Source organism: Actinoplanes sp. NPDC021490, from assembly GCF_055562135.1.
The window spans coordinates 44,530-63,213 of record NZ_JBVHFW010000005.1; the positions used below are offsets into that span (position 1 = coordinate 44,530).

Below are 18,684 nucleotides of genomic sequence, written 5' to 3' on the forward strand. Positions count from 1 at the left end.
GCGAGCGGGACGGTGTGCCTCAGGTGTGTAGTCACTCTGAGGCCGACGCATTCGAGCCCGTGATAACGCTTCTTGGAGGAGTCTCATCTTCATTGCTCCGTTCGAGGACATAGCGGTGGTCTGCTTCCGGTAGTCGCTGAGGTTGTCGGTCACTGTGGTCATGTCAGGCCGCCAGTCGGACGGCGTTGCGGGAGTCGAGTCCGTTCGCGGCAAGCCGCTCCTCGACCTCGTGGGCCAACTCGGCGTCACGCGCCACGTCGACCTTCCGAGGACGGCCACGCGGCCGCTTGCGCGGAACCACGGCACCGCGCTCGAAGATCTCGCCACCCCAGACTCCCCAGGGCTCGTTCCGCTCGACCGCGCCGGCCAGGCACTCGACGCGCAGCGGGCAGTCCCCGCAGAGCGACTTGGCCAGTTCCAGCTGGGCCGGGGAGTCCGAGAACCACAGGTCCGGGTCGAACTTCCGACAGGGCAGGTTTGCCTCGATCTCGACGCTCACGTCGAGTGGGGCCAGCGCCAGACTCATAAAGCCCGGTCACCTCTCTCTTCTCATCGATCTTCTGGATCGCCGTTCAGGTCGTGCACCCGGCCGGTGAGCCGGCAAAAAAATTAGGCCGCGGATCCCGGTTACGGGTTCCGCGGCCTCGAGGTGAGCCAGGGGTCTGATGTTGATCAGACCGGCCTTCCTCGAGGCGGGACACCGCTGCCACCATCCGTGTAGCGCTTGCTGATGGAGACATTGCTGCCCTTGAACCCAGTGCTGCCTTCGACCAGCTGAAGCTTCAGTGCGCCACCCAGCTCGGCCCGGGCGGACACCTGGTGCACCTGCGAAGCCGGAGCCCGCTCAGCGGCCAGCACCGGTCCGGAGATCGGAGCGGTGGCCACGAACGGAGCCCGCTCGGTTGCCGCCGGAGCCCACACGGGGGCCAAGGCGAGCAGCGAGGCGGACGGAGCGCAGGCACGGGTCAGCGGCATCGACGGTCGCGTCATGCTCATCGTGTAGATCTCCATCGTTGCCACCTCCTCCATTGCCTTGCTCTTGTCGTGCTATCGGTGTGTTCCAGCCCGCCGAACATCCCTGCTCGGCGAGGTGTGAACTGAGGCTATGCCTGCCCTACAGGGGAGGGCAAACGAATTAAGCAAAGTTTTTTTGGACGACTTCTTCGGCACTCGTTCCGGCCACCAGAGCGAAGACCGCGTCGCCGTATTGACCCAGCTTCCGCGGCCCGATTCCGGCGATCGCCAGGAGCTCGGCGGGGTTGCCCGGCTTGCGCTCGGCCATGGCCACCAGGGTGGCGTCGGTGAACACCACATAAGCAGGAACTTTGAGCTCGGCCGCGGTTGCCGCGCGCCACTGCTGGAGTCGCTCGAACAGCTCCTCGTCGAGGTCCGAAGGGCAGGTCGGGCAGCGGCCCAGCTTGCGGTCGGCCCCGGCCAGCAGGGTGGCCCCGCAGATGCGGCACGAGGACACCTGCGGGCGCCTACGGTCGGGTTTCCGACTGCGCTCACCGGCGCGTTCGGTCGGCGAGTTCCGTTCGAGCTGCGGGAGGAACCGGCACGGGCGACGCGTACGGCCGCCGGTGGAACGCGATTGCCCGTACGAGAGCCAGAGCCACTGCCGGGCCCGGGTGACCCCGACGTAGAGCAGGCGCCGCTCCTCCTCGAGCTGCTCGGGCGTCTTGGCGTACGTGGTGGGCAGGGTGCCGTCGGCCAGCCCGACCAGGAACACGGCGTCCCACTCGAGCCCCTTGGCCGAATGAAGTGAGGCGAGCGTCACACCAGCCATGGTCGGGGCGTGCTGCTGCTCGGCCCGGCGGGCGAGCTCCTCGTTGAAGGCGGTGAGCGTCATTTCGCGCTGCACGGCGCCGGCCTGCCCGATCGGTTCGACCGACGGCATCCGGGCATAGTCCTCGGCCAGGGCGACGAGCGCGGCCAGCGCCTCCCACTGTTCGCGGGCGGCGCCGCCCGGCGGGGGCTGCTCACGCTGCCAGCCGGTCGCCGAGAGCGCCTCCACGACCGCCTGCACCAGCGGGGTCTCGCCGGGCGTGGAACGGACCGCGGACCGCATCGCGATCATGGCCTGACGGATCTCGGGCCGCTCGAAGAAGCGCTCGGCGCCCCGGACGACGTAGGGCACCTCGACCTCGGCCAGCGCCTTCTCGTACGTCTCGGACTGCGCGTTGGTCCGGAAGAGGACCGCGATCTCACTGGCCGGGGTGCCCGACGCGATCAGGTCACGGCACCGGCGGGCCACCGCGACGGCCTCGCCCGCCTCATCGGGAAAGATCTTGAGCTCGGGTTCGGCGCCGGGCGGTCGCTGGCCGACCAGTTCGAGCCGCAGCCGGGCCTCGTTGCCCCGGGCCTGACGGATCACGGCGTTGGCCAGCCCGACCACCTGCGGGGTGGAGCGGTAGTCGCGGACCAGGCGGACCACCACGGCCTCGCGCCGCTGCCGCGGGAAGTCGATCAGGTAGGCCGAGGTGGCGCCGGTGAACGAGTAGATCGTCTGGCTGGCGTCGCCGACCACGGTCAGGTCGTCCCGCCCGCCCAGCCAGGCCTCGAGCAGGCGCTGCTGCAGCGGGTTGACGTCCTGATACTCGTCGACCACGAAGTGGCGGTACTGCGAGCGGATCTGCTCGGCCACGTCGGGGTGCTCCTCGATGCCCCAGACCGCGGCGCGCAGCATGTCCTCGAAGTCGATCACCCCTTGGCGGCGCTTGAGCGACTCGTACGCCGCGAACACCTCGGCCACCTTGGCCGGCTCGAACGGCGGCTCGCGCAGCGCCTTCTTGGCCGCCACGGCGTACTCGCTCGGCTCGACCAGCGACGACTTGGCCCACTCGATCTCACCGGCGAGGTCCCGGGCCCCCGTACGGTCGGCGCGCACCCCGGCCCGGGCGGCGGCCAGGCCGACCATGCGCGCCTTGCTCTCGAGCAGCTCGGGCATGGCCCGGCCCTCGAGCAGCCGCGGCGCGAAATAGCGCACCTGGCGCAGCGCCGCCGCGTGGAACGTGCGCGCCTGCACCCCGGAGGCGCCCAGCTCGGTGAGCCGCGACCGCATCTCGGCGGCGGCGCGGGCGGTGAAGGTGACCGCGAGGATGTGCCGGGGGCTGACTTCGCCGGTCAGCGTTCGATACGCGATCCGGTGGGTAATCGCCCGTGTCTTGCCGGTGCCGGCGCCGGCCAGGATGCAGACCGGGCCGGCGGGGGCGGTCACCGCCGTCCGCTGCTCGGGGTCGAGCCCGGCCAGCACCGCATCAGTCCGCACGGTAGGGAATCATGGCACCCGGGTCGGACGTTGTGCCGGAAGGCGCCATGCCATGTGACCCATCCGAAGGGATTCCGACCGATGCTGACCATGTACTCGACGTCCTGGTGTGGCTACTGCCACCGTCTCAAGTCGCAGCTCGACCGTGAGGGAATCGCCTACGAGGTGGTGGACATCGAGCAGCAGCCGGCTGCGGCCGACTTCGTGATGAGCGTGAACGGCGGCAACCAGACCGTGCCTACGCTGAAATTTGACGACGGCTCGGCGCTGACCAACCCGTCCATCGTTCAGGTGAAGGACCGGCTGGCCTCCTTGGCCGCCGGCTGATCCCGTACGGTCTCCGCGATCGCCTCGACGGCGAGCTCCTCGGCCTCCATGACCAGGCCTTCGAGCTCGCCGTCGGTCATTGCCAGCTCGTCCACGAGCCCGGCGAACAGCAGCAGGTGCGCCCCGCTGCGGACGACGTCGTCGATTTCGCCGACCGGCACGGTCTCGCCCAGCACGTCGCGGATCAGCATTTCGGCCGCGAGCGGCGGCAGGCCCGCGGCCGCGTGGTGCTGCAGGATCGTCGCCACGGTGCGGCGGATCTCGGCCAGGGGGCTGTCCGGCTCGAAGCGGCGGCGGACGGCGAGTCCGAAAGCGATCTCCCACACGTGGCGCGCGGCGGAAGTCGGCCGTTCGCTGTGCGGTGGCGCGTCCTCGTAGGCCACACGCTGCAGATATCGCCCGGCCGCGGTGTGGATGCCGTGCACCGGCGAAAAGATCGGGCTCACGACGCGGGCCGCCGGAACCTCGCGAGCCGCCACTCGGCCTGACGCACCAGCGCGACCAGTTCGGCCGTCGGCACACCGGGCGGCCGGGCCAGGTCACCGACGATGTGGCAGACCAGCTCGAAGCGCCGCAGATCCGAGATCCCGTACGCCAGTTCGGGCTCGCCGAGCACCGAGCGGATCACCGCCTCGGCCTCGCGGGCCAGCTCGCCGCCGACCGGCAGCTCCTGATATTCCAGCAGATCCCGCACGTACGCCGTGATGTCGCGCGGATCCCGCCCGACGAAGCTGCGCCGCACGGCCACCGTGAACAGCTCGCGCAGCAGCCGGACCGCGCGCGGCGAATCGTTCAGACGTGACAGCGACCGCGCCGGGCTCTCCTCCCCCAGAGCGTCGAGGAGAAGCCGGCCCGCCGCGGTCGCCGTCTTGTCTAATGTCCCGGTTTGCCCCACATAAATAGGCTATCCGGCAAAGCAGTGTTACGGGATGAGAGCCGGGATGCTGGAGTCGAGCAGACCCCGCTCCTTGAGCGCGCCGTAGAGCGGCGTGGTCTCCGGGTAGTGGCCCCAGGCGTGGTCACCGGTGCCGTCGCCCTGCGGGCAGTGGCCCAGCAGCTGCTTCTGCACGTTGTTGAAGCCGGCCCACTCCGGGGTGTTCGGCAGGTCGGCGACCTCGTCGCGGCCGGCGATCCACCGGTACGTGTATCCGAAGAAGGCGCCGACGCGGGTGACCTCCGAGTAGTTGTCGGAGCGCGCGTGCCACAGGCGGCGGTCGAAGACGACCAGGTCGCCGGGGTTCGCGGTGATCTGCAGCGCGCCCTCGGGCTCCGGCCACGGAACGCCACGGCTCGGCGGGCCGGGCAGCCAGTTGGTCTTGTGGCTGCCGGGGAGCACGGTGAAGTTGCCGCGGCCGGTCTCGCTCACGTCGGACAGCCAGTAGGCCAGCTTCACCGACAGCGTCGGGCGGGGGTCGGTCTCGATCTCACGATTCTGCCGGCCGCCGTCCTGGTGCCAGTGCCACCATTCCTTCTGCTTCTCGTGGATCTGCGGGTGCACGTCGATGTGCGAGTGGTAGACGTGCACGTTCCAGCCCAGCAGCGACCAGATGTAGCGGAACGCCACCGGGTGGTCGAGCAGGAAGGCCAGCTCGGGGAGCGAGGTCACCGCGGAGAGCTGGTGCAGCGCGCCGGTCGAGCCGAGCCCGTGACCGCCGGGCTGCCCGGCCCGCTCGAAGGCGCCGAGGACGGCGTTACGCGCAACCTCGATCTCGCTCTCGGACAGAACCCCGCGCACGACCAGGAACCCGTCCCGGTCGAACTGGGCCCGCTCGTCCGCGGTCATGGGGGCCCAAGCGGGTGCTTGCACCTGCGTCATCGATCTTCCACCTCTCGGTCTTTGTAAACCGAGACGCGGCTGGGGCGCTTTCTGGTTACTCGCTCAAGCGAAAACTTTTCTGATTAGATCGAGTTGAATCCCTTAGCGGGCCAAACCGCCCAACCAGCGCTCAATCAGATAGAAAGCAATGGAAGAGGGCATCGGCAGGCTCATCGGGACACCGCTCGCCGGATCGTGATATTCCCCCGCGATCATCTTGGCCACGGCGTCCCGCGTGAACCAGTGCGCCTCGTCGATCTCGGCCGGGTCGAGCGTCATCGTCCTGTCCGGGTCGGCCGTGGCGTGATAGCCCAGCATCAGCGAGCCCGGGAACGGCCAGGACTGGCTGCCCGCGTACGTCAGCGAGGTGAGCTCGAGCCCCACTTCCTCGCCGACCTCGCGGGCGACGCTGGCCTCGGCCGACTCGCCCGGCTCGACGTAACCGGCCAGGCACGAGAAGCGCACCCCGCCGTCGGCCGCGCGGCCCCAGGCGGCGTTGTGCCCGAGCAGGCAGCGTCCCTCGGGACCGGCCACACCGTCGTGCACCAGGACGATCATCGCCGGGTCGGTGCGCGGCCACATCATGTTGCCGTCGGTGTCCTTGCGCGCCCAGCCCGCCTCGACGGCCGTGGTGGGCAGGCCCGTACGGGGTGAGAACTTGTGGCTGGCGTGCCAGTTGCCCAGGGCCACGGCCGCGGTGAACACGCCCGCGTCCCGGTCGTCGAGCAGGTGGCCGATGTCCCGCAGGGTGACCGCCCGGGCGCCGTCGATCTCGGGCAGCGGCGCGTCGACGGTCCACAGCGGCGTGCCGTCCGGGTCGACGCCGAGGAACCAGCGCTCGGCCGCCGGCGCCTCGGCCGCGGGCAGCAGGACCAGCCCGTCGTCGGCCAGCAGGGCCCGTCCGCCCTTGCTCAGGTCGATGACCAGCACCAGGCCCCGCTGCCAGGCCGCGGCCAGCCACTCGTCGTCGGTGCGATGCTCCGCGGCCCGGTCGAGGGTGCTGCGGGCCAGCGGCGGGGAGTCGACCTGGCCGCCCGGCTGTTCCCGGACGTCGGGTTCCTCGGGTGCGCTCACTCGGCGCTTCGTTCCACCGCGGTGAGCGCGGACAGCGGCCCCTCGACCTTCTCGGCGTCACCCAGCACCACCGTGACCGCCCGGGTCGGCGCCAGGAAGCGGGCGGCGGCGTCGGCCACCTGCTCGCGCGTCGCCGTGGCCAGCGCGGCCGAGTACTCCCGCAGGTGGTCCAGGCGCAGGCCGAAGGTCGCATACATGCTCGCGAGCCCGGCCAGGCCGGCCTGGGTCGACATGCCCAGCCGCAGGGTGCCCAGGGCGTAGCGCCGGGCCTGCTCGAGCTCGTCCTCCGCGGGCGGGAGGCTGGCGATGCGGCCCAGCTCGTAGAGGGTCTCGAGCAGGGACGGGCCGGTCACCTCGGTGGCGACCTCGGCCGAGACCTGCAGCGCCGAGCCGGCCAGGTAGTGCTCGATCGAGGTGTGCGGGCCGTACGTGTAGCCCTTGTCCTCCCGCATGTTCTCGACCCAGCGGGACGAGAAGTAGCCCCCGAAGATCAGGTTGGCCAGCTGCAGGGCGGCGTAGTCGGGGTCGGTGCGCTCGACCGCGGGCAGCGCCATGCGCAGCGACGACTGCACGGCGCCGGGCCGGTTGACCAGCAGCAGCGGGCCCGGTTCGAGCGGCGGCGTGGGCGGCACCTCGGCGGTCTTGGCCGGGCCGGTCCAGCTGCCGAGCGCCTTCTCGGCGGCGTCGATCGCCTTCTCCGGGTTGATGTCGCCCACCAGCACCAGCACGGCGCCCTCGGGGCGGACCCGCTCGGCGTGCAGCTTGCGCAGCGCGGCCGGACGCACCGCGCGCACCTGGTCGGGCTCGGGCGTCTGCACCGCGTACGGGTGGTCGCCGAACATCCGCTTGAGCAGAGCCGTACGCGCGAGGTGCGCCGGCTGGGTCAGCGCGACCTGGATGTGGTCGACCAGGCGGTCGCGCTCGGTCGCCACTTCCTCGTTCGGATAGGCCGGGTCGGTGAGCACGGCGGCCAGGATCTCGAGCATCCGGTCGAGGCCGGAGGCCAGCGAGTTGCCGCTGACCAGCAGCCGGTCGGGGTCGTGGCCCGCGGACAGGCCGCCGCCGACCGACTGCAGCTCGGCCGCGATGTCGATGCTGGACATCGTGCCCGTGCCGGTGAACAGCGCCTGCGAGAGCAGGGTGGCCTGGGGCAGCCGGGCCTTGCCGAACGGCACCCGCAGCCGCAGCTCGACCAGCGGCACCGCGGCCCGCCGGATGGCGATCACGGTGAGGCCGCCGGCCAGCGTGCGCTCGGCCTGCTTGGGCAGCTTGAGCTTCGCGTCCGGAATCAGGTCGGGCAGGGTCTTGACGCTCATGCGGTGGCTCCGGCTCCGGGAAGGACCTCGACGGTGGCGCGCCGCTCGGGGCGCAGGGTGGCGGCCGCGGCGACGATCTGCGCCTCGGTGACCTCGCCGACCAGCTTCGGCAGCTCGTTGAGCATCTCGGGGCGGCCGCGCTGCAGCTCGAGCACGGCCATCGGCAGCGCCCGCCCGAGCACCGAGTCGGTGTCGCGCAGCAGGTGCGTCGCGATGCGGGCCTGCACCCGCTCGAGCTCGCCGGGCTGCAGACCGTCGGCGGCCAGGCGCTCCAATTCCTCGTCGACCGTGCGCAGCACCTTGTCGCCGTCGCCGCCGGGCGGCATGGTCGCCTGCAGCAGCATCGCGGTCGGGTTGCGCACCTGGAACTCGTCGCCCATGAAGCCGATGTAACCGCCGATGCTGGTCACCGTGCGGTCGCGCTGCACCAGACGCTCGACCAGCCGGGACGCGTCGCCGTCGGTGAGCACCTCGGCCAGCACGACGAACGGCAGGTAGTTCTCGAAGTCGCCGATCGGATCGGGCACTCGCCACGCGCTGGCCACGCCGGGCAGCGGGGCGAGCTTGTCGGTGTAGGTGTCGCGCTGCTCACTGGTCAGATCGGGCTCGTCGAAGTCGGGCAGCGGCGGGGCCGGGCGGGCCGGCACGTCGCCGAAGTGGCGGTGGATCATCTCGGTCGCCTTGGCCACGTCGAAGTCGCCCGCCACGGCCAGGGTCGCGTTGCCGCAGGCGTAGTAGCGGTCGAAGAACGCCTGCGCGTCCTGCACGGTGGCGCTGTCGAGGTCGCCGAACGAGCCGTAACCGTCGTGGGCGTTGGCGAAGGTCGAGAACATCACCGGAGGCAGCCGCAACCAGGGGAAACCGCCGTACGGCCGGTTGAGGACGTTGACCCGGATCTCTTCCTTGACCACGTCGATCTGGTTGAGCAGGTTTTCCTCGGTCAGCCGCGGCCCGCGCATGCGGTCGGCCTCGAGGAACAGCGCCCGCTCGAGGGCGCCGGAGGGCAGCACCTCGAAGTAGTCGGTGTAGTCGAGGTGGGTCGAGCCGTTGAAGGTGCCGCCGGCGCCCTGCACATGCCGGAAGTGGGCCAGCTTCTCCAGGTTCTCCGAGCCCTGGAACATCAGGTGCTCGAAGAGGTGGGCGAAGCCGGTGCGGCCCTCGGGCTCGGAACGAATGCCCACGTCGTAGACGACCGCGACCCCGACGACCGGGGCGCTGCGGTCCGGAGTGAGCACCACCCGCAATCCGTTGGCCAGGGTGAATCGCTCCACCGGGTACTTCGTCGCCGGGATCTTGATTCTGCGCGCCACGAAATGACATTAGCGCTTTCCGTGGTCAACGTCGCGACTGCAGGTCACCACACCGCCACCCACTGAGGTGGACGCCCGCGGAATCGCCCTTGACTCCAATCTCCACCTAGACCATCATTCCCATCAACTAGATAGGCAAACGCGGGTTTGGCGAGGCAGGGGGCAATGTGTACGTCTCGGCGCGCACCGACTACGCCGTGAGGGCCATGCTCTCGGTCACGGTGGAACATCCTCGCCTGGTCAAGGCGGCGACCCTGGCTGCCGCCCAGGACATCCCGCTCAGCTTCCTGCAAGGCATCCTGCTCGACCTGCGCCGTGCCGGCCTGCTGCACAGCCATCGCGGCGTCGACGGCGGATACGCGCTCGCCCGCCCCGCCGCGGAGATCACCGTCGGCGACGTCGTGCGGGCCGTCGGGGGCGCCCTCGCCACCGTCCGCGGGCTGCCCACCACCCACGCGATCTATCACGGTGCGGCCACCGGGCTGCACGACGTGTGGGTCGCGGTCGAGGAGGCCATCGAAGGCGTCGTCGACCACAAAACCCTGGCTGAACTCTCCACCATCAAGGAGTCCGCATGAGCTCCCGCACCATACGTGCGCTTGCTGTTGCCGCCACCGCCCTGCTGTCCGCATCGTTGCTGGCCGCCTGCGGTGGCGACGACGAGGGTTCCTCGTCGGGCGGCGGCGGAAACGCCGAGGCCGGGTCCCTCCGGCTCGGCTACTTCCCCAACATCACCCACTCGCCCGCGCTGATCGGCGTCAACAAGGGCTTCTTCCAGACCGCGCTGGGCAGCACGAAGCTCGACACCAAGACCTTCAACGCCGGCCCGGCGGCGATCGAGGCGCTGTTCTCGGGCGCGATCGACGCCACCTACATCGGCCCCAACCCGGCCATCAACGGCTGGGCGCAGTCCAAGGGCAGCGGCCTGAAGATCATCGCGGGCAGCACCTCGGGCGGCGCCGGCCTCGTGGTCAGGGAGGGCATCAACACCCCGGCCGACCTCAAGGGCAAGAAGATCGCCACCCCGCAGCTCGGCAACACGCAGGACGTCGCGCTGCGCGCCTGGCTCAAGGAGAACGGCCTCAACGCCGACCAGCAGGGCGGCGGCGATGTCTCGGTGCTGCCGCAGGACAACGCGACCGCGCTGCAGGCCTTCGCCCAGGGCGCGATCGACGGCGCCTGGGTGCCCGAGCCCAACTTCAGCCGCCTGATCCTGGAGTCCAAGGGCAAGGTGCTGGTGAACGAGAAGGAACTGTGGCCGAGCGGCCTGTTCGTCACCACCCACCTGATCGTCACCCAGGAGTTCCTGAAGAAGTACCCGGCCACGGTCAAAAAGCTGCTGCAAGGCCACCTCGAGTCGCTCGACTACATCGAGAAGAACAACGCCGACGCCCAGAAGGCCGCCAACGCCCAGCTGGAGGCGCTCAGCGGCAAGCCCCTCAAGGACGACGTGCTCGCCGCCTCGTTCAAGAACCTGACCTTCACCGCCGACCCGGTCGCCTCGTCGCTGTTCACCAGCGCCAAGCACGCCGAGGACGTCGGTCTGCTCAAGCCCGTCGACCTCAAGGGCATCTACGACCTCGGGCCGCTCAACGAGCTGCTCAAGGCCGCGGGCAAGCCCGAGGTCAGCGACGCGGCCGCCTGAAAGGCCTGAGCCCATGAGCCTCCTGCAACAACAGACCGAGGCGGTCGTACGCCTGGAGAACGTCTCCAAGAACTACGGCGATCTGCTGGCCCTCGACCGGGTCTCGCTGACCGTCCGGCAGGGCGAGTTCGTCTGCCTGCTCGGCGCGTCCGGCTGCGGCAAGAGCACCCTGCTCTCGCTCGTGGCCGGGCTCGACGGGATCACCGGCGGCGCGCTCGACATCGGCGATCGCAAGGTGTCGCTGATGTTCCAGGAGGCCGCGCTCTTCCCGTGGCTCTCGGTCCGGGGCAACGTCGAACTGCCGCTGCGGCTGCAGGGCGTGTCCCGGCCCGAGCGCCGCAAGCGCGCCGACGAGCTGCTCGACATCGTGCGGCTGCGCGGCTTCGGCGACAAGCGGCCGCACGAGCTCTCCGGCGGCATGCGCCAGCGCGTCGCCCTGGCCCGGGCCCTCGCCCAGGACGCCGACATCCTGCTCATGGACGAGCCGTTCGGCGCGCTGGACGCGATGACCCGCGACATCCTGCACGACGAGCTGGAGCGGATCTGGCGCGAGCAGAGGCTGACCGTCCTGTTCGTGACGCACAACGTGCGCGAGGCCGTGCGGCTGGGCGACCGCGTCATCCTGCTCAGCAGCCGGCCGGGCCGGGTGATCGAGGACTACGCGATCACCCACGAGAGGCCGCGCCGCATCGACTCCTCCGAGGTGTCCGGACAGGCCGCCGAGATCACCGACCGGCTCCGCGCGGAGGTCGCCCGCCATGCCCATTAAGTACCCGTCCGCACGAGCCGGGCTCGAAGGCGTGAGCGGCCAGGCCGACGTGCCGCAGATCCCCGAGAAGATCGAGGCCGACGAGGTCGCCGGGCTCGACGCGCTCGAGCTGGGACCCAAGCTCCGCAAGACCAACCCGGGCCGGCGGATCTGGAAGAACACCTGGCCCAAGCTGGCCGCGATCGCGATCGTGCTGCTGGCCTGGCAGATCGCGGTCTGGTCGGAGTGGAAGCCGGTCTACGTGCTGCCCTCGCCCGAGACGGTCTTCACCGACCTGGGCAACGTCATCACGACGGCGGACTTCTGGGACGGCGTCCGGGTCACCATGACCCGCGCGTTCACCGGCTTCCTGCTGGCCGTGGTGATCGGCACGATCATCGGCGCGCTCGTCTCGCAGTTCGCGCCGCTGCGGGCGGCCATCGGCTCGCTGATCACCGGCCTGCAGACCATGCCGTCGATCATGTGGTTCCCGCTGGCGATCCTGCTCTTCCAGCTCAGCGAGAGCGCCATCCTGTTCGTGGTCGTGCTGGGCGCGGCCCCGTCGGTGGCCAACGGGCTGATCAGCGGCATCGACTACGTGCCGCGGACGTGGTTGCGGGTCGGCCAGGTGCTCGGCATGCGGGGCCTCGCGAAATACCGGCACCTGATCCTGCCGGCGTCGCTGCCCTCGTTCATCTCGGGCCTCAAGCAGGGCTGGGCGTTCTCGTGGCGCAGCCTGATGGCCGGTGAGCTGCTGGTCATCGTGCCGGGGGCGCTGTCCATCGGCGTACGGATGCAGCAGGCTCGTGATCTCAGCGACTCGAGCCTGGTGATCTGTTACATCATCGTCGTGCTGGTGATCGGCATCCTGATCGACGTGCTGTTCAACGCGGCCGACAACGCCCTGCGCCGGCGCTGGGGTTTGTTGAGTAAATAGCTAGACCGGCCGGACCGAGTCGAACACCTCGTCGATCACGTAGTCCCACTGCTTGTGGGTACCGGGGATCGAAACGTACAGGACGGCCGCGGTTGTCTTGCCGACGTCGATGACCGCCACCGCGGACAGCTCCTCGGTGGCGGTCAGACCGGCCGCCGAGAAGTGCAGACGGAACTGGCTCACCCAGGCCGGACGCCCGCCCAGCGTGGTGAGCTCGTCGCGGATCGGCTCCATCGTGTTGGGCTGCGGGTAATACTCGGCGCGCACGTCCGCCGCCACCTGCCGGCCCACGCATTCCAGGTTGAGCGTCACCGCGTCGTTGTCGGCCGCCGGCACCGCGGCCGACAGGATTGAGGCGTGGTAGCTGCCGCCGCTGTACTGCTCGGTGACGAAGTGCTGACCCATCCGGTACGGCACCTCCAGCGTCCCGGCCCGCCAGACGTCGGTCCACGGCTCCCAGGGTGCGCCATAGGCCTTGTAGGAGATGCCGGCCTCCGGATCCGTGGTGCGCGCTCCCGTCGCGGGAGGCAGGGTTCCCGGCGCCCGGGTCGGCGCGGCGCTCGGTGAGCCGGTGGGCGCCGGGCAGGCCTGAGCGAGCGGAGGGCGTACGTCGGTGGGCGCCTCGGCCTTCGAGCGGAACGGGTCGCCGCCGCCGGACAACACCACGATCAGCACCACGGCCAGACCGACGGCCAGGATCGCGCCCGCGATGCCGATGAAGATCCGCAGCTGCCGACGGCGGCGTTCGGGCCCGCCGGGCTGTTCCGGCTCGGGCTCGGGCGGGGTCGGCGGCTTCCGCGGCGGCGCGCCGGGAACGGTCGTGACCAGGCCGGAGCCGAACCGATCGCCCGGCTGACGCCAGGCCGGGATCTCCGGAGTCCGCTCAGACATGAATCCCAGTGAACACCACGATCCTGAGGATCTTGTCACGGTGTCGGCGTGGAGTTCCCCTCGGCCGCGCCGAACAGGGCGGTCACCTGCTGCCAGACGGTCGGGCTGACGTCGGGATAGGTCGCGGCCGGCGGATACCACGGCGCGAAGGCGACCACGAGCACCAGCGCGAGGCCGGTGACCGCGAGCGCGAGAACGAATCCGAACTCCCGGCGGGCGGACGGTCCGCGCATGCCGGTACCTCCCAGGTCACGTCCGAGTGAAAACAGCCGATAATGCTTAAGACGCACGATCGAGGCCGGACGTTGCACCTGTACCAGGATAAGTTCAGCGACTTCCGCTACCGTCTTGCCATGGAACTCGTGTATCCGCCGGTCGTCACCCTTGCCAAGACGATGTTCCGGGTGCTCGACCTCAAGATTGACATCGATGGCGCGGAGAACATCCCGCGCGAGGGCGGCGCGGTGCTGGCGAGCAACCACGTGAGCTACCTCGACTTCATCTTCTGCGGCCTCGGCGCCCAGCCGGCCAAGCGGCTCGTCCGGTTCATGGCCAAGAAGTCCGTCTTCGACCACAAGATCAGCGGGCCGCTGATGCGCGGCATGCGGCACATCCCGGTCGACCGGGACGCCGGCGCGGCCTCGTTCCGCGAGGCCAACCAGGCGCTGCGCAACGGTGAGATCGTCGGCGTCTTCCCCGAGGCCACGATCAGCGAGTCGTTCACGGTCAAGGAACTGAAGTCGGGCGCGGTGCGGCTGGCCCGCTCGGCCAAGGTCCCGCTGATCCCGATGGCCGTCTGGGGCCCGCACCGGCTCTGGACCAAGGGCCACAAGAAAGAGCTGACCAAGCGGCACGTCCCGGTGCTCATCAAGATCGGCCAGGCGATCGAGATGCCCAAGGGCACCTCACCCGACGCGCTCACCGCGGTCCTCAAGGAGCGCCTCAGCGGCCTGCTCGACGCGGCCCAGCGGGCCTACCCCGACCAGCCCTCGGGCCCCGACGACCGCTGGTGGCTGCCCGCCCACATGGGTGGCACCGCGCCGCTGCCGGAAGCCGCCGCCGTCTGACCTTTCGCGACATGCAAAAGGCGCCGCACCCCGAGGGGCACGGCGCCTTTTCCGCTACATCAGAGCGGGCGGATGTTCGCGGCCTGCGGGCCCTTCTGGCCCTGCGTCACCTCGAACTCAACCCGCTGGTTCTCGTCCAGGCTGCGGTAGCCGGAGGTCTGGATTGCGGAGAAGTGGGCGAAGACGTCGGCGCCGCCGTCGTCCGGGGTGATGAACCCGAAGCCCTTGTCCGCGTTGAACCACTTCACAACGCCGGTAACCATGATCGTCTCCTCGACGGTCGATCGCTCACGCCCATTATGGACGAGAGCGAGGTAATAAGACCCACACTTCGCGGGTCTCGTGCTGTCGTACTGATCGCCCGTACCGGAGAAACCCGGGTTACGACAAAGAGCGCCCTGGGAAGAATTCCCCACAGGCGCTCCTAAGTACTTGGGAACCAAACTGACAACGCGGAGAGCCTAACACGTTCAAGGAGGTCCGCCGGTGATCGGCGTACAACTGGCACAGCAGCTCAACGAGGCCGGACTGAGTTGGAAGCCGGCGCTCGGCGACCGCTTCGCGATTCCGGACCGCGATCTCGACGATGAGGTGTTCGTTCTGAGCAACATGACCATCGAGGTGCACACGCTGCCGGAGGGCCGCGTGATCGGCTTCAACGGCACCACCGAGTGGGCCATCGACGACGTGGAACTGGACGAGACGGTCTGGCTGCCCCGGGAGGATCAGCTGCGGGAACTGCTCGGCGGCACGTTCCGCGAGCTGCGGCGCGGGCCGGCCGGATACGAGGTGCTGGTCGATCTGCTCGGCGAACAGCGCACCTTCGCGGCCGAGACGGTCGAGGAGGCGTACGCGGCCGCGCTCCTGCACCTGCTGGCCGCGGCCGGAGCCGCCTAAATCACCCGTTCGGGCAGACCCTCGACCAGCGCGGCGAGCTCGCCCGCATCCAGCAGATCGACCGGGCGGACGGTGACCTGATCACGGACGTAGTGGAAGCCGGCCCGCACCCGGTTGAGCGGCACCCCGGCCAGCGAGGCCCAGGCGATCCGGTACGCCGCCAGCTGCACCGCCGCGGCGTCGGCGTCCGCGCCCTCGGGCCGCCGGCCGGTCTTCCAGTCGATCACATCGAACCGGTTGGCCGTGTCGGCGAAGACCGCGTCCATCCGGCCGCGCACCACCACCCCGGCGATCGTGGTCGCGAACGGCACCTCGACCTCGACCGGCGTCCGATCGGCCCACTCGCCGGACAGGAACGCCTGCTGAAGGGCGACCAGCTCGGCGTCCTCGGCCGCGTCGTCGTCGGCCGCGCCGGGCAGCTCGTCGATGTCGATCAGGCGGACCGCGCCGAACCGCTGCTCGAGCCACGCGTGGAAGGCCGTGCCCCGGCGGGCGTGCGGCATCGGCCGGTGCGGCAGCGGGCGGCGCAGCGACCGGGCCAGCGCCTGCGGATCACGCTTCAGCACCACGAGCTGCGACACCGAGAGATGCGCGGGCAGGGCGACCTCGATCGGGCCGTCGCGGCGGGACCGCTCGTCCCGCTCGGCCAGCAGCAGGTCGGCCTCGCGCCGCCAGCGCGAGATGTCCGGATCCGGGGTCTCGGGGAGGCCCACCAGCTCGGCGGCCAGCCCGGACCGGGCCGCGATCTCGGGCTCGGCCTCGGCCAGCTCGGCGAACGCCTCGGCCGCCTCCGGGTCGGGACTGGCGAGCATGCGGCGGATCAGGTCGGCCGCGGCCGCCATGGCCGGGCGGCGCAGGCCCAGCGGGTCGAACGGCCACTGCGCCGACACGACCGCTTCGGCGGCCGGGTTGGTCGCGCCGGGCGCCGGCTCGGGGGTCCAGACGTCGACCACGCCCGCACCCTCCTCGCAGGCGGCGCGGAGCTCGTCGAGGAACACCGACGGGCCGCGCGGGCGCTTCACGCCGTCGCCCCACCAGTAGCCCGAGGCCAGCAGCAGCCGGCGGGGGCGGGTCACGGCCACGTACGCCAGCCGGCGCTCCTCCCGCTCGTCGTGCTCGCGCCAGGCCGCCCCGAAGGCGGAGACGGCGTTGACGACGCCCTTCTGGTCGACCGCCTGGGAAAGATCGAGCTGCGGCAGGCCGTCGGAGTCGCCGCGCAACGGGAACGGCAGCACACCGATGCCCATCAGGTATTGATCGGAGTTGCGGACCAGGCCCGGCCAGACCCCCTTGCTCAGCCCGGCCACCGAGACGACGTCCCACTCCAGGCCCTTGGCGGCGTGCGCGGTCAGGATCTGCACCGCGCCCTCGACCACGTCGACCTGCCCCGGCTCGAGGCCGCGTTCCTCCTCCTCGGCCGCGGCCAGGAAGGCCAGGAACCCGGCCAGGGTGCCGCCGTCGGTCTCGGCGCCGTAGCGGGCGGCGGTGTCGGCGAGCGCGTCGAGATGCCCGCGGGCCAGCCCGGCGTCCCCGGCCGCCCAGCCGCGCACGGCCACCTCGACATCCAGGCCGATCGTGCGTTCGATGTCGGCCACCAGATCGGGCAGGGGCTGGTCGAGGCGTTGCCGCAGGGCGCTCAGTTCCCGGCTGTACGCGTGCAGCCGCCCGTAGCCCTCGGCCGAGTACTGCTGCGGGGCGCCCAGGTCGGCCATGGCCTCGACCAGGGTGGCGTCGTCGAGGCGGTCGGACACCACGTCGTCCGGCTCGGCCCCGGAGACGGCGGCCCGGGCGGCGGCCAGACCCCGGGCCCGGCGGTGCAGCGCCACCAGGTCGCGCGGGCCGATCCGCCAGCGGGCCCCGGTGAGCAGGCGCAACAGCGAGGCGCCGTCGGTCGGGTCGGCCAGCACCCGCATCGTGCAGACGACGTCGCGCACCTCGGGCGTGTCGAGCAGGCCGCCCAGACCGACGACCTCGACCGGCAGGCCCCGGCGGCGCAGCGCGTCCTCGATCGCCGGGATCTGGCTGCGCACCCGCACCAGCACGGCGCTGGTCGGGCGCTTCTCGACCGGGATCTCCTCGGGCAGCGCCTGCGGCAGCCCGGCGATGATCCGCCACGCGGTCAGCATCGAGTCGCCGATCCAGTCGGCCTCCTCGGCGAACGTGGGCAGAAGCGCGCAGGCCACCGTACGACCCCCGACCGCGCCCGACACCCGCTCGGCCGCCCGCAGCTCGGTCACCCGGGCGCCGAACGCACGCAGCGGGGCCGACAGCGTGTTGGCCACCCGCAGGATCTCGGGCCGGTTGCGCCAGCTGCGGGTCAGGCTGCCGACCCGGGCCGGCTCGCCGCTGGGCAGCGTGAACTCGTCGGGGAACCGGTCGAGCGTGCCCGCCGAGGCGCCGCGCCAGCCGTAGATCGACTGGCAGGGGTCGCCGACCGCGGTGACCGGGTGCCCGCCGCCGAACAGCGCGTTGAGCATGGTGACCTGGGCGTGGCTGGTGTCCTGGTACTCGTCCAGCAGCACGATCTTGTAGCGGCCGCGTTCGATCTCGCCGACCTCGGGATGGTCGCGCGCCACCAGCGCCGCGCGGGCCATCTGGTCGCCGAAGTCCATCGCCTCCAGGTCGAGTTTGCGCTGGTCATAGAGGCGTACGAGGGGAAGCAGGGTGAGCCGCTGACGTTGCCGGGCCAGCGCGTCGGCCACGTCCTTGTAGACCTTGCCCGGCAGCTCCTGCACGTCGGCGAAGAACCGGCCGGTCCAGGCGGAGAGCTCGTCCGGGGAGACCAGGTGCTCGGCCAGCTCGCCCGAGAGCGCCAGCACGTCGTCGGTGACGGTGGTGGGGGCGCGGTTCACGCCGGTCATCTCGCCCGTGTACGACCGGACCAGCGAGTCGACGATCTGCCAGCGGGCGGCCTCGGTGAGCAGCCGGGCCGACGGCTCGAAACCGGCGCGCAGGCCGTGCTCGGTGACGATCCGGGCCGCGTACGAGTGATAGGTCGAAATCGTGGCCTCGCCGGCGAACGCGTCGTCGCGGCCGAGGTGGCGGATGAGCTGGCCGAGCCGGGTGCGTACGCGGTGGGCGAGCTCCCCGGCGGCCTTGCGGGTGAACGTGAGGCCGAGGATCTCGTCGGGATGGGCGTAGCTGTTGGCGACCAGCCAGACGACGCGTGAGGCCATCGTCTCGGTCTTGCCCGAGCCGGCCCCCGCCACCACGAGCAACGGCTCGGCCGGGGCCGAGATGATCTCGGACTGCTCGGCGGTGGGGCGGGGCAGGCGCAGCAGGCGGGCCAGTTCCTCCGGGGTGTATCGCGGGCCGGAGTCGGCACGCCGCCGCGGAGCCGCCGGTTCCTCGGCGAACAGGCTGGGCTGGGTCACTGGGGATTACTCGC

20 protein-coding genes are annotated in these 18,684 nt (G+C 70.7%); 7 read left to right on the forward strand and 13 right to left on the reverse strand.

The genetic code is table 11. From position 1 onward, the window contains the following. Nucleotides 1–163: 163 nt before the first annotated feature. The 3 genes from ACZ3I4_RS14970 to ACZ3I4_RS14980 all read right to left on the reverse strand — a co-directional run bounded on the left by ACZ3I4_RS14970 (nt 164) and on the right by ACZ3I4_RS14980 (nt 3,268). A complete protein-coding gene (locus ACZ3I4_RS14970; RefSeq protein WP_184955094.1) occupies nt 164–526 on the reverse strand; it encodes a WhiB family transcriptional regulator in 363 nt (120 codons plus the stop codon). Nucleotides 527–672: 146 nt separating this feature from the next. Next, the gene (locus ACZ3I4_RS14975) at nt 673–1,011 is read right to left on the reverse strand and encodes a hypothetical protein (protein ID WP_465382480.1); all 339 of its coding nucleotides are present in this window, start codon (nt 1,009–1,011) and stop codon (nt 673–675) included. A gap of 124 nt (nt 1,012–1,135) precedes the next feature. Next, entirely contained in the window at nt 1,136–3,268 is a 2,133-nt protein-coding gene (locus ACZ3I4_RS14980; RefSeq protein WP_465382481.1) for an ATP-dependent DNA helicase UvrD2, read from the reverse strand. Nucleotides 3,269–3,349: 81 nt separating this feature from the next. Here ACZ3I4_RS14980 and ACZ3I4_RS14985 point away from each other — a divergent pair, with 81 nt between their 5' ends. Beyond that, a complete protein-coding gene (locus ACZ3I4_RS14985; RefSeq protein ID WP_465382482.1) occupies nt 3,350–3,595 on the forward strand; it encodes a mycoredoxin in 246 nt (81 codons plus the stop codon). Here the strand turns inward: ACZ3I4_RS14985 and ACZ3I4_RS14990 are convergent. The 6 genes from ACZ3I4_RS14990 to ACZ3I4_RS15015 all read right to left on the reverse strand — a co-directional run bounded on the left by ACZ3I4_RS14990 (nt 3,556) and on the right by ACZ3I4_RS15015 (nt 9,111). Next, nucleotides 3,556–4,041: a hypothetical protein gene (locus ACZ3I4_RS14990; RefSeq protein ID WP_465382483.1), complete on the reverse strand. Its 486-nt coding sequence runs from the start codon at nt 4,039–4,041 to the stop codon at nt 3,556–3,558. The two genes, ACZ3I4_RS14985 and ACZ3I4_RS14990, sit on opposite strands and share 40 nt — an antisense overlap. Beyond that, nucleotides 4,038–4,490 carry a hypothetical protein gene (locus ACZ3I4_RS14995; protein WP_465382484.1) on the reverse strand — a complete coding sequence of 151 codons (453 nt, stop codon included), beginning with the start codon at nt 4,488–4,490 and terminating at the stop codon, nt 4,038–4,040. Before ACZ3I4_RS14995 ends, ACZ3I4_RS14990 begins: the two co-directional genes overlap by 4 nt. A 27-nt stretch (nt 4,491–4,517) precedes the next feature. Beyond that, nucleotides 4,518–5,411 (reverse strand): phytanoyl-CoA dioxygenase family protein, encoded by an 894-nt coding sequence (locus ACZ3I4_RS15000; protein ID WP_465382485.1) that lies wholly within the window; start codon nt 5,409–5,411, stop codon nt 4,518–4,520. Nucleotides 5,412–5,513: 102 nt separating this feature from the next. Next, on the reverse strand, nt 5,514–6,485 hold the full coding sequence (nudC, locus tag ACZ3I4_RS15005) for an NAD(+) diphosphatase (protein WP_465382486.1): 972 nt from the start codon (nt 6,483–6,485) through the stop codon (nt 5,514–5,516). Further along, entirely contained in the window at nt 6,482–7,801 is a 1,320-nt protein-coding gene (locus ACZ3I4_RS15010; protein ID WP_465382487.1) for a M16 family metallopeptidase, read from the reverse strand. The genes nudC and ACZ3I4_RS15010 overlap by 4 nt, the downstream gene beginning before the upstream one ends. Continuing rightward, nucleotides 7,798–9,111 (reverse strand): M16 family metallopeptidase, encoded by a 1,314-nt coding sequence (locus ACZ3I4_RS15015; RefSeq protein WP_465382488.1) that lies wholly within the window; start codon nt 9,109–9,111, stop codon nt 7,798–7,800. Before ACZ3I4_RS15015 ends, ACZ3I4_RS15010 begins: the two co-directional genes overlap by 4 nt. 167 nt (nt 9,112–9,278) lie before the next feature. Here ACZ3I4_RS15015 and ACZ3I4_RS15020 point away from each other — a divergent pair, with 167 nt between their 5' ends. From ACZ3I4_RS15020 to ACZ3I4_RS15035, 4 genes are read left to right on the forward strand one after another with little or no spacing between them, the layout of a single operon-like run. Beyond that, nucleotides 9,279–9,689, forward strand: coding sequence for an RrF2 family transcriptional regulator (locus ACZ3I4_RS15020; RefSeq protein ID WP_465382489.1), 411 nt, complete (start codon nt 9,279–9,281; stop codon nt 9,687–9,689). After that, the gene (locus ACZ3I4_RS15025) at nt 9,686–10,756 is read left to right on the forward strand and encodes an ABC transporter substrate-binding protein (protein ID WP_465382490.1); all 1,071 of its coding nucleotides are present in this window, start codon (nt 9,686–9,688) and stop codon (nt 10,754–10,756) included. Before ACZ3I4_RS15020 ends, ACZ3I4_RS15025 begins: the two co-directional genes overlap by 4 nt. A gap of 13 nt (nt 10,757–10,769) precedes the next feature. Then, nucleotides 10,770–11,525: an ABC transporter ATP-binding protein gene (locus tag ACZ3I4_RS15030; protein WP_465382491.1), complete on the forward strand. Its 756-nt coding sequence runs from the start codon at nt 10,770–10,772 to the stop codon at nt 11,523–11,525. Beyond that, complete coding sequence (locus ACZ3I4_RS15035; protein ID WP_465382492.1) at nt 11,515–12,441, forward strand: ABC transporter permease; 927 nt, start codon at nt 11,515–11,517, stop codon at nt 12,439–12,441. Before ACZ3I4_RS15030 ends, ACZ3I4_RS15035 begins: the two co-directional genes overlap by 11 nt. Here the strand turns inward: ACZ3I4_RS15035 and ACZ3I4_RS15040 are convergent, their stop codons facing one another. Beyond that, on the reverse strand, nt 12,442–13,332 hold the full coding sequence (locus tag ACZ3I4_RS15040) for a hypothetical protein (RefSeq protein ID WP_465382493.1): 891 nt from the start codon (nt 13,330–13,332) through the stop codon (nt 12,442–12,444). Between the two features lie 35 nt (nt 13,333–13,367). Then, nucleotides 13,368–13,565: a hypothetical protein gene (locus ACZ3I4_RS15045; protein WP_465382494.1), complete on the reverse strand. Its 198-nt coding sequence runs from the start codon at nt 13,563–13,565 to the stop codon at nt 13,368–13,370. Between the two features lie 120 nt (nt 13,566–13,685). Between ACZ3I4_RS15045 and ACZ3I4_RS15050 the strand changes: the two genes are divergently transcribed. Continuing rightward, nucleotides 13,686–14,399, forward strand: a complete 714-nt coding sequence (locus ACZ3I4_RS15050) for a lysophospholipid acyltransferase family protein (protein ID WP_465382495.1) — start codon at nt 13,686–13,688, stop codon at nt 14,397–14,399. Between the two features lie 59 nt (nt 14,400–14,458). Here the strand turns inward: ACZ3I4_RS15050 and cspE are convergent, their stop codons facing one another. Continuing rightward, nucleotides 14,459–14,662: a transcription antiterminator/RNA stability regulator CspE gene (gene cspE / locus ACZ3I4_RS15055; RefSeq protein ID WP_015625344.1), complete on the reverse strand. Its 204-nt coding sequence runs from the start codon at nt 14,660–14,662 to the stop codon at nt 14,459–14,461. A 223-nt stretch (nt 14,663–14,885) separates the two neighbouring features. Between cspE and ACZ3I4_RS15060 the strand changes: the two genes are divergently transcribed. Next, a complete protein-coding gene (locus tag ACZ3I4_RS15060) occupies nt 14,886–15,296 on the forward strand; it encodes a pilus assembly protein CpaE (protein ID WP_465382496.1) in 411 nt (136 codons plus the stop codon). Here the strand turns inward: ACZ3I4_RS15060 and ACZ3I4_RS15065 are convergent. Next, a complete protein-coding gene (locus ACZ3I4_RS15065) occupies nt 15,293–18,670 on the reverse strand; it encodes a UvrD-helicase domain-containing protein (RefSeq protein WP_465382497.1) in 3,378 nt (1,125 codons plus the stop codon). The two genes, ACZ3I4_RS15060 and ACZ3I4_RS15065, sit on opposite strands and share 4 nt — an antisense overlap. Between the last annotated feature and the right edge of the window lie 14 nt (nt 18,671–18,684).

Bases quoted from the DNA above. Each gene is read 5' to 3' on its own strand.
- ACZ3I4_RS14970 (WP_184955094.1), bottom strand. From the start codon at position 526: ATGAGTCTGGCGCTGGCCCCACTCGACGTGAGCGTCGAGATCGAGGCA.
- ACZ3I4_RS14975 (WP_465382480.1), bottom strand. From the start codon at position 1,011: ATGGAGATCTACACGATGAGCATGACGCGACCGTCGATGCCGCTGACC.
- ACZ3I4_RS14985 (WP_465382482.1), top strand. From the start codon at position 3,350: ATGCTGACCATGTACTCGACGTCCTGGTGTGGCTACTGCCACCGTCTC.
- ACZ3I4_RS15000 (WP_465382485.1), bottom strand. From the start codon at position 5,411: ATGACGCAGGTGCAAGCACCCGCTTGGGCCCCCATGACCGCGGACGAG.
- ACZ3I4_RS15010 (WP_465382487.1), bottom strand. From the start codon at position 7,801: ATGAGCGTCAAGACCCTGCCCGACCTGATTCCGGACGCGAAGCTCAAG.
- ACZ3I4_RS15025 (WP_465382490.1), top strand. From the start codon at position 9,686: ATGAGCTCCCGCACCATACGTGCGCTTGCTGTTGCCGCCACCGCCCTG.
- ACZ3I4_RS15030 (WP_465382491.1), top strand. From the start codon at position 10,770: ATGAGCCTCCTGCAACAACAGACCGAGGCGGTCGTACGCCTGGAGAAC.
- ACZ3I4_RS15035 (WP_465382492.1), top strand. From the start codon at position 11,515: ATGCCCATTAAGTACCCGTCCGCACGAGCCGGGCTCGAAGGCGTGAGC.
- ACZ3I4_RS15040 (WP_465382493.1), bottom strand. From the start codon at position 13,332: ATGTCTGAGCGGACTCCGGAGATCCCGGCCTGGCGTCAGCCGGGCGAT.
- ACZ3I4_RS15045 (WP_465382494.1), bottom strand. From the start codon at position 13,565: ATGCGCGGACCGTCCGCCCGCCGGGAGTTCGGATTCGTTCTCGCGCTC.
- ACZ3I4_RS15050 (WP_465382495.1), top strand. From the start codon at position 13,686: ATGGAACTCGTGTATCCGCCGGTCGTCACCCTTGCCAAGACGATGTTC.
- cspE (WP_015625344.1), bottom strand. From the start codon at position 14,662: ATGGTTACCGGCGTTGTGAAGTGGTTCAACGCGGACAAGGGCTTCGGG.